The sequence below is a fragment of the Roseomonas sp. TAS13 genome, from assembly GCF_001950415.1.
GTDB lineage: Bacteria > Pseudomonadota > Alphaproteobacteria > Acetobacterales > Acetobacteraceae > Roseomonas > Roseomonas mucosa.
Genome location: NZ_BDLP01000171.1, coordinates 1 through 9,284, shown reverse-complemented (window position 1 = coordinate 9,284; position 9,284 = coordinate 1). Strand labels below are relative to the sequence as shown.

Below are 9,284 nucleotides of genomic sequence, written 5' to 3'. Positions count from 1 at the left end.
GTAGATGTGATCAAGAGACAGGCTGCCACAGATCCGTGTGGCAGCCGAGCGAGGTGACCTCGCTGGCCGCGGTGCCGCAGAGCCGGTGGGCCCAGTATTGCGGATAGGGCAGGACCGCGGCGGTGCGGGCGAAGGTCGCGGGCAGGCGGCGCTGCACGAAATGGATCTGCCGCCCCAGGTTGAGGCCCGCCGGCAGGGAGGGGGACAGGGTCGCCGCGAAGGGATCGCGCAGGGCCTCATAGGCCGCGTCCTCGCCCGCCAGGGCCGGGTCCTCGTAGTCGGGCGCCAGCAGGGGCTCGCCCGCCGCGTCGAGCAGCACGGCCGCCGTGCCATGCGCCACGGGCAGGATGGCGGCGATGCGATGGCGTTCCGGCAGGCCGGACAGGGACCGCAGCAGCCAGTCCTCCAGCCCGGCCAGGTCGAGCTGGCGCAGCGGGCCGCCCCCGCAAGGCGCGTTGGGCTTCTGCCGGAGGGCGATTTCCTCGCCGCCCAGCGGGTCGAGCAGCACCAGCTTGGCGTTGCTCTTGCCGATATCGAGCACGGCCAGCAGCCGGCCCGGGGTCCATCCGCCAAGGGGGTATGCGCCGGACATGGGGCTCAGTCCATGTGGAACATCAGGGGCAGGGGCTCGGCAAGCGGGGCGCCGCCGGCATCCGTGGCCATGATGTCCGCCATGTGCCGCCACCAGCGGCGCATCACCTCCTTCTCCGGCAACTGGTCGGCGCGGTGGTCCGGGGCGCGCCGCATCACTGCGAAGAGGCTCCGCGTCGGTTCGTGCAGGAAGATGCTGTAGTCGCTGATGCCGGATGCCCGCAGCAGGGCGGTGAGTTCCGGCCAGATCGCGTCGTGCCGCGCCTTGTAGGCGGCCGCCTGCCCGGGGTCGAGCTGCATCCGGAAGGCGATCCTGCCGCCGCCCCGCGCGGCGGATGGCCCAGCGCATGGGTTTCCGGGGCGGATTGCCGCCCCCGCGCCGTCCTTCATGGTTCCACTCCCTGTTCCTGGCGGCCGCTCTGCCGGCGGCCTGCCCCTTCGCCGGTCGCCGGCGGCTAGGCCACCCGCCTGATCCCGTCCTCCTGGCCCGGCTCCGCCTGGATGATCTCGATGCCCAGGGCCCGGAACGGCTCCAGCTCCTCCGGACGCGCTTCCCAGTCGGTGATCAGCGTGCCGATCCGCCCCGGCTCCACCACGATCATCGAGGATTGCTGGCGCAGCTTGCGGCTGTCGGCCAGCACCACCACCGTCTCGGCGCTGGCCATCAGCCGGATCTGCGACTGCACGATCAGCGGGTCGTTCTCCATCAGGCCGAAGCGGTTCAGCCCGTAGCAGGAGGTGAACATCCGCTCGCCCCGGAAATGCCGTGCCACGTCGCTCTCGAAGGGGCTGAGCACGATCCCTTGCTCGCGGTAGACGGGGCCGCCGGGCAGGGTGATGCGGTTGCGGCTCTGCGCGACGAGATGGCTGGCGAGCGGGAAGGAGCTGGTCAGGATGTCCAGGCTCATCCCTTCCAGGAACTCCGCCAGGCAATAGGTGGTGCTGCCGGCGCCGATGATGACGCTCTCGCCGCGCCGCATCAGGCCGGCGGCCACGCGCGCGATGGCGCGCTTCTGCGGCGCCTGCACCTCCTGGCTGACGGCGAAGGGGCGGCCGACCAGCTGTGGCTGGTAGCGCGGCTCCAGCGCCTCCACGCCGCCGCGCACGCGGCGGATCTCGCCGCGCTCGGCCATGGCCACGATGTCGCGGCGGATGGTGGCCTCGGAGGCGCCGAGCAGGTCGCAGAGGTCGGTCACGCTGACCACGCTGCGTTCCTCCGCCGTCTTGAGGATCAGCCGCTGACGTTCCCGCTCCAGCACCCGCCGGTCCTTCCCTGGGAGGTCGAGCGGACAGCTAAGGGCGCGGCCGGAAGGGCGTCAAGGGCGTTCGATCAGAATCGGTCGGTTTAGATTGGACTTGATCGTTTATGATCGATATGGAAGCCTGCATCCGGAAGCGGGCCGACAACCGCGTCCAGGGAGGCACCATGAACACCGTCACCCCCATCGCTCCCCTGCTGGAGAACCGCTGGGACGCCGCGCATGCCGCGACCCTGGCGCCGGAAGAGCTGCTGCTCTACCGCTCGAACCTGCTTGGCTCCGACAAGCGCGTCACCAACTACGGCGGCGGCAACACCTCCTCCAAGATCCCGATGCGCGACCCCCTGACGGGCGAGACGGTGACGGTGCTCTGGGTGAAGGGCTCGGGCGGCGACATCGGCACGATGAAGCTGGACGGCTTCGCCACGCTCTACCAGGACCGCCTGCTGCGGCTGCAGGACCTCTACCGGGGGGCGGAGCGGGAGGATGCGATGGTGGGCCTCTATCCCCACCTGACCTTCGGCCTGAACCCGCGCGCCACCTCGATCGACACGCCGCTGCACGGGCTGATCCCCTGGCCGCATGTCGATCACGTCCATCCGGACGCGATCATCGCCATCGCCGCCTCGGCCGACAGCCGGCGCCTGACGCAGGAGATCTTCGGCGACACGATCGGCTGGATTCCCTGGCGCCGCCCGGGTTTCGAGCTGGGCCTGTGGCTGCAACGCTTCGTGGCGGAGAACCCCAAGGCGAAGGGCGCGATCCTGGAAGCGCACGGGCTCTTCACCTGGGGCGGGACGCAGCGGGAATGCTACGAGACCACGATCGGCACGATCAACCGGGCGATCGAATGGCTGGCGCTGCAATCCCGGGGGCGCCCCGCCTTCGGCGGCGGAAAGGTGGCCGCGCGGCCACGCGAGGAACGCCGGGCCCTGGCGGCGGCGCTGATGCCCCGGATCCGTGGGCTGGTCGCGGGGCGCGACCATGGCGGCGCCACGCCCACCCGCATCGGGCATTTCGACGACAGCCCGGCGGTGCTGGAATTCGTGGGCTCGCAGGCCCTGGCGGAACTGGCGCCGCTGGGCACCTCCTGCCCCGACCATTTCCTGCGCACCAAGATCGCGCCGCTGGTGCTGGATTTCGATCCGGCGCGCGAGGGGCTGGAGGAGTTGCTGCCGCGGCTGGAGCCGGCCATCGCCGCCTATCGCGAAACCTACGCCGCCTATTACGAACGCTGCCGGCGCCCGGACAGCCCGGCGATGCGCGACCCGAATCCTGTGGTCTATCTGGTGCCGGGTGTGGGCATGATCACCTTCGCCGCCGACAAGGCGACGGCACGCATCGCGGGCGAGTTCTACGCCAACGCCATCAACGTGATGCGCGGCGCCTCCGCGGTTTCCACCTATCGCGGCCTGCCGGAACAGGAAGCCTTCGACATCGAGTACTGGCTGCTGGAGGAGGCGAAGCTCGCTCGAATGCCGAGGCCGAAGGCACTGGCCGGCAAGGTGGCGCTGATCACCGGCGGCGCAGGCGGCATCGGCCTGGCCACGGCGCGCCGCCTGGCGGATGAGGGCGCCTGCATCGTGCTCTGCGACATCGACCGCGACGCGCTGGCGGAGGCCGAGGCGGCGTTGCGCCGCAGCCATGGCGCCGATGCCGTGGCCTCGGCCTGGGTGGACGTGACGCGGGAGGAAGCGGTCCAGGCCCTCTATGCCGAGGCCGCGCTGGCTTTCGGCGGCATCGATATCTGCGTCTCCAATGCCGGCATCGCCTCCGCCGCGCCGATCGAGGAAACGAGCCTGGAACTCTGGGACCGCAACCTCTCGATCCTCGCCACCGGCTATTTCCTGGTGACGCGGGAGGCCTTCCGGCTGATGCGGGTGCAGGGCACGGGCGGCTCCATCGTGCTGGTGGCCTCCAAGAACGCCATGGTGGCCTCGCCGGGCGCCTCCGCCTATTGCGTCGCCAAGGCCTCGGAACTGCACCTCGCCCGCTGCCTCGCGCTGGAAGGCGCGCCGCACGGCATCCGCGCCAATGTGGTGAACCCGGATGCGGTGCTGCGCGGCTCGCGCATCTGGCAGGGGGAATGGGGCGACCAGCGCGCCGCCTCCAACCGGACGACGCGGGAGGATCTGGAGAAGGTCTATATCGAGCGCTCGCTGCTCAAGCGCGGCGTTCATCCCGAGGACATCGCCGAGGCCATCGCCTTCTTCGCCGCGGAGGCGCGATCCGGGAAATCCACCGGCAACATCCTGAACGTGGATGCGGGCCACGCGCCTGCCTTCACGCGCTAGGCCGGAAGACGCGGAAGGGGGGGCGAGGGAATGAACCGGATCGCGAGAATCCGCCCGGTGGACGAGGTGTTCCGCGCGGAAAGCAACCGCGGGCTGGAGGCCGGGACGGCGCGCGACTATGACTGGCTGGGCGGCAAGCTGGCGGCGCGCGGCATCGATGTGGAGGCGGTGGCGGAGCGGCTGGCAGGCTTCGCGGTGGCGCTGCCCTCCTGGGGCACGGGCACGGGCGGCACGCGCTTCGCGCGCTTTCCCGGCGGCGGAGAGCCGGCCAGCCTGCGCGACCGGCTGGAGGATTGCGCCGTGGTGCAGGCGCTGACCGGGGCCACGCCCGGCGTCTCGCTGCACTTCCCCTGGGACGAGGTGGCGGACCATGCCGCGCTGCGCGCGGAGGCGGAGACGCTGGGCCTGTGCTTCGACGCGGTGAACTCGAACACCTTCCAGGACCATCCGGGTCATCCCGATCACCCTCTCTCCTATAAGTTCGGCAGCCTGTCGCACACCGACCCGGCGGTGCGGGCCCAGGCGGTGGCGCACAACATCGCCTGCATCCGCGCGGGCGAGGCGCTGGGCAGCAAGGCGCTGACGATCTGGATCGGCGACGGCGCCAACTTCCCCGGCCAGTCGAACCTGCGCGGGGCCTACGAGCGCTATATCGGCAGCGTGCGGCAGATCGCCGCCGCGCTGCCGCCGGACTGGTCGCTCTTCCTGGAGCACAAGCTCTACGAGCCCGCCTTCTATGCCACGGTGATCCAGGACTGGGGCTCCTCGCTGCTGGCGGCGCAGGAGATCGGGCCGCAGGCGCGCTGCCTCGTCGATCTCGGCCACCACGCGCCGAACGTGAACATCGAGATGGTCGTGGCGCGGCTGGTGCACGCGAAGCGCCTTGCCGGCTTCCACTTCAATGATTCCAAGTATGGCGACGACGACCTGGACAGCGGCTCGATCGATCCCTTCCGCCTGTTCCTGGTCTTCAACGAGTTGGTGGATGCCGGGGCGGCGGGGGCCTTCGACCGGCCGCCCGCCTACATGATCGACCAGTCGCACAACGTCACCGACCCGATCGAGAGCCTGATCGGATCGGCCATGGAGATCCAGCGCGCCTATGCCCAGGCGCTGCTGGTGGACCGCGCCGCGCTGGCCGCGCATCAGGAGGCGAACGACGCGCTGATGGCGCATCGCCTGCTGAAGCAGGCCTTCCAGACGGATGTCTCGCCGATCCTGGCCATGGTGCGGCAGCGCAGGGGGGCGGCGATCGATCCCATCTCGGCCTATCGCGCCAGCGGCTACCGCCAGGACCGCGCGGCGCGTCGGCCTATCCGGCAGGGCGGCGGGGGCGGGATCGTCTGACCGGCCGAGGGCCGCCGTGAAACGTTGCGACACGGCATCCACGGGCGCCCGCAGGCAACAGATCCCGCGCCGACACGTTCAAACGCCGTAATTCGCGGCGTGCTCCTCCTGTTTCGCCGCAGAACTTTCCAGAAGTTCATGAAGAGGAAAGCGGCGTCATGGCGAAGACAGTGGGCGACCAGGTCTGGGAACGGCTGCGCGAATGGGGGGTGCGCCGGGTTTTCGGCTACCCCGGCGACGGCATCAACGGGCTGATCGGCGGCCTCGCACGGCACAACAAGGTTCCGGATCGGAAGATCGACTTCGTCCAGGCGCGGCATGAGGAGATGGCGGCCTTCATGGCCGGTGCCCATGCCAAGTTCACCGGCGAGGTCGGCGTCTGCATCGCCACCTCGGGTCCTGGTGCGGTGCACCTGCTGAACGGGCTGTATGACGCGCGCGCCGACCATCAGCCCGTGCTGGCCCTGGTCGGGCAGCAGGCGCGCGCGGCCCTGGGCGGGCATTTCCAGCAGGAGATCGATCTCCAGTCCCTGTACAAGGATGTGGCGCGTGCCTTCGTGCAGACGGCGATGGTGCCGGAACAGGTCCGCCACCTGGTTGACCGCGCCATGCGCATCGCGATGGGCGAGCGCGCGGTCACGGCGCTGATCTTCCCCAATGACCTGCAGGACCTGCCGGCGGTCGAGGACCTGCCGCGCGCGCACGGGATCGTGCCCTCCGGCAGCGGCTATTCCGCCCCGCGCGTCGTTCCCGGCGCGGCGACGCTGGAACGGGCGGCGGAGGTGCTGAACAGTGGCAGTAAGGTGGCCATGCTGATCGGTGCCGGCGCGCTGGAGGCCACCGACGAGGTGATCGCCGTGGCCGACAAGCTCCAGGCCGGGGCGGCCAAGGCGCTGCTGGGCAAGGCGGCCCTGCCGGACGACCTGCCCTGGGTCACCGGCTCCATCGGCCTGCTGGGCACGAAGCCGAGCTGGAACCTGATGCAGGGCTGCGACACGCTGCTGATGGTGGGCTCCTCCTTCCCCTATTCGGAGTTCCTGCCGAAGGAAGGCGCGGCGCGCGGCGTGCAGATCGACATGCAGGCGCGGAACCTCTCCATCCGCTACCCGATGGAGGTGAACCTGGAAGGCGACGCGGCGGCGACGCTGCGTGCGCTGCTGCCGATGCTGGAGCAGAAGACCGATACCTCCTGGCGCGACACGATCGCCAAGGATCTCGCCAGCTGGTGGGACACGCTGAAGGACCGGGCGATGCAGCCGGCCGATCCGATCAACCCGCAACGCATCTTCTGGGAGCTGTCGCCGCGCCTGCCGGACGGGGTGATCATCACCGGCGATTCCGGCTCCCATACCAACTGGTACGCGCGCGACGTGAAGATGCGGCGGGGCATGATGGCCTCGCTGTCCGGCGGCCTCGCCACGATGGGCTCGGGCATGCCCTATGCCATCGGCGCCAAGTTCGCCCATCCGCGCCGCCCGGTCCTGGCCATCTGCGGCGACGGCGCCTTCCAGATGAACGGCATGGCCGAGCTGATCACCGTCGCCAAGTACTGGAAGGAGTGGGAATCGCCGCAGTTCGTCGCCATGGTCCTGAACAACCGCGACCTGAACCAGGTGACCTGGGAGCAGCGGGTGATGGAGGGCGATCCGAAGTACCTGGCGTCGCAGGACATCCCCGACGTCGCCTATGCCCGCTTCGCCGAGATGATCGGGCTCAAGGGCATCGAGGTGCACGACCCGGAGAAGATCGGCGCGGCCTGGGAGGAAGCCTTTGCCTCCGACCGCCCGGTGGTGGTGGAATTCCGGGCCGACGGCAACGTGCCGCCGCTGCCGCCGCACATCACGATGAAGCAGGCGCTGGCCTTCACCCGCTCGATGGCGGGCGAGCCGGAACTGGGCAGCGTGATCAAGGACACCTTCCGACAGGTCGCCAGCTCGGTCCTGCCGCACCGGTCGTGAGCCGGCTGCGCGGGCAGGCCCCGGTCGGGGCGGTGTCGGCCTCCGCCTACACCATCCCGACGGACCGGCCCGAGGCGGACGGCACCATCGCCTGGGACCGCACCACCCTGGTCCTGGCGGAGGTGGAGGCCGGGGGCGAGCGGGGGCTGGGCTATACCTATGCGGACGCCGCCGCCGCAGGGCTGGTGCGGGGCGTTCTGGCGGAGGCGTTGCGGGGCCGGGACGCCATGGACCTGCCCGCCGCCTGGGAGGCAATGGTCCGGGCGGTGCGCAACATCGGGCGGGAGGGGGTGGCGGCCTGCGCCATCTCCGCCCTTGATGCCGCGCTCTGGGACGCCAAGGCGAAGCTGCTGGGCCTGCCGCTGGTGACGTTGCTGGGCGCCGCGCGGCGGGAGGTGCCGGTCTATGGCAGCGGCGGCTTCACCACCTATCCCGACGAGGTGCTGCGCGACCAGCTCGCCGGCTGGGTGGAGCGGGATGGCTGCCGCTGGGTGAAGATGAAGATCGGCACCCATCCGGAGCAGGACCCGCACCGCGTCGCCGTGGCGCGCGAGGCGACCGGCAAGGCCGGCCTCTTCGTGGATGCCAATGGCGCCTTCACCGCGAAGCAGGCCCTGGCGGTCGCGCATCGCTGCGCCATGGAGGCAGGCGTCGCCTGGTTCGAGGAACCGGTGTCCAGCGACGATCTGGACGGGCTGCGCCTGGTGCGGCAGGGCGGGCCGCCGGGCCAGGAGATCGCGGCCGGGGAATATGCCTACGATCCCGCCTATGTGCGCCGGATGCTGGTGGCGGGCGCCGTGGACGTGATGCAGGCCGATGCCAGCCGCTGCCTCGGCATCACCGGCTTCCTGCGTGCCGCCGCGCTCTGCGAGGGGTTCCACACCGATCTCTCGGGGCATTGCGCGCCGGCCCTGCACCTGCACGCCGCCTGCGCCGCCCCGCGCCTGCGCCATCTCGAATGGTTCCACGACCATGTGCGGATCGAGGCGATGCTCTTCGATGGCGTACCCGTGCCGCTGGACGGCGCCATCGCGCCCGACCTGTCGCGGCCGGGGATGGGGCTCGCCTTCCGGCGGGCCGATGCCGCCCGCTATCTCGTCTCCTGACCGCCGAGCCCTCCAGGAAGGAACGCGCATGATCCGGTTGAAAACCCGCGCGGGCCACGGTTTCCCCCGGATGCCGCCAGGGGGCGGTGCCCTTGCCCGCCTGTGGCCGCCTCGCCCGCCTGCCATGCACGAAAGGCGCTTGCACGCCGCCCGGCACCTGCATGGCGGGGCCGCCGTCCTGGCCTTGGCCGTGCTGGGCGACAGCGGTATCGAGCACTACCGCGGCTCCTTCCGGAACAAGGCCATGGTCACGCCGCTGCTGACCGCCAGCGTCTCGCTCCTGTCCGCCCTGCACGGGCTGGCGGACCAGAGGCCCCTGCCGCACCGGCTGCGCAACGCGGTGCATGGGCTGGCGGCGCTGACCGGCCTGATCGGGACAGGCTTCCATGTCTACAATGTCCTCAAGCGCCCTGGCCGACTGAGCTTCGAGAACCTGTTCTACGGCGCGCCGCTGGGTGCCCCGGCCGCCATGCTGCTGTCCGGCGCGGTGGGGCTGGCGGCGGAACAGGTGCGGGAACAGCCGCTGGACCGGCTGGAAAGCCTCGGCCTGGAACGGCGGGAACCGCTCGGCGACCGCGAACTGGGCCAGGGCATCGCCGCGCTGGTGGCCGCCGGGCTGCTCGGCACCACGGCGGAGGCGGCGCTGCTGCATTTCCGGGGGAACTTCCAGAACCGCGCCATGTACCCTGTCTCTTGATCACATCTACGCACAGCTCCACCGTAAGGCGA

General features: G+C 70.6%; 8 protein-coding genes. 5 read left to right on the top strand and 3 right to left on the bottom strand.

Features of this window, described 5'->3' with window-relative positions; genetic code table 11:
- Window positions 1-10 precede the first annotated feature (10 nt).
- From ROTAS13_RS13895 to ROTAS13_RS13885, 3 genes are all read right to left on the bottom strand, one after another.
- Window positions 11-592, bottom strand: a complete 582-nt coding sequence (locus tag ROTAS13_RS13895; protein WP_075822634.1) for a hypothetical protein — start codon at window positions 590-592, stop codon at window positions 11-13.
- 5 nt (window positions 593-597) lie between these two features.
- Window positions 598-981: an L-rhamnose mutarotase gene (locus ROTAS13_RS13890; RefSeq protein WP_370688481.1), complete on the bottom strand. Its 384-nt coding sequence runs from the start codon at window positions 979-981 to the stop codon at window positions 598-600.
- A 65-nt stretch (window positions 982-1,046) separates the two neighbouring features.
- Entirely contained in the window at window positions 1,047-1,850 is an 804-nt protein-coding gene (locus ROTAS13_RS13885; RefSeq protein ID WP_019462630.1) for a DeoR/GlpR family DNA-binding transcription regulator, read from the bottom strand.
- Window positions 1,851-2,017: 167 nt separating this feature from the next.
- Between ROTAS13_RS13885 and ROTAS13_RS13880 the strand changes: the two genes are divergently transcribed.
- The 5 genes from ROTAS13_RS13880 (at window position 2,018) to ROTAS13_RS13860 (ending at window position 9,252) form a co-directional block, all read left to right on the top strand.
- Complete coding sequence (locus ROTAS13_RS13880) at window positions 2,018-4,144, top strand: bifunctional rhamnulose-1-phosphate aldolase/short-chain dehydrogenase (RefSeq protein WP_075822635.1); 2,127 nt, start codon at window positions 2,018-2,020, stop codon at window positions 4,142-4,144.
- 30 nt (window positions 4,145-4,174) lie between these two features.
- Window positions 4,175-5,491 (top strand): L-rhamnose catabolism isomerase, encoded by a 1,317-nt coding sequence (gene rhaI / locus ROTAS13_RS13875; protein WP_075822632.1) that lies wholly within the window; start codon window positions 4,175-4,177, stop codon window positions 5,489-5,491.
- A gap of 158 nt (window positions 5,492-5,649) precedes the next feature.
- A complete protein-coding gene (locus tag ROTAS13_RS13870) occupies window positions 5,650-7,449 on the top strand; it encodes a thiamine pyrophosphate-requiring protein (RefSeq protein ID WP_019462633.1) in 1,800 nt (599 codons plus the stop codon).
- On the top strand, window positions 7,446-8,555 hold the full coding sequence (locus ROTAS13_RS13865; RefSeq protein ID WP_019462634.1) for an enolase C-terminal domain-like protein: 1,110 nt from the start codon (window positions 7,446-7,448) through the stop codon (window positions 8,553-8,555). Before ROTAS13_RS13870 ends, ROTAS13_RS13865 begins: the two co-directional genes overlap by 4 nt.
- A gap of 139 nt (window positions 8,556-8,694) precedes the next feature.
- Complete coding sequence (locus ROTAS13_RS13860) at window positions 8,695-9,252, top strand: hypothetical protein (RefSeq protein WP_075822631.1); 558 nt, start codon at window positions 8,695-8,697, stop codon at window positions 9,250-9,252.
- Window positions 9,253-9,284 lie beyond the last annotated feature (32 nt).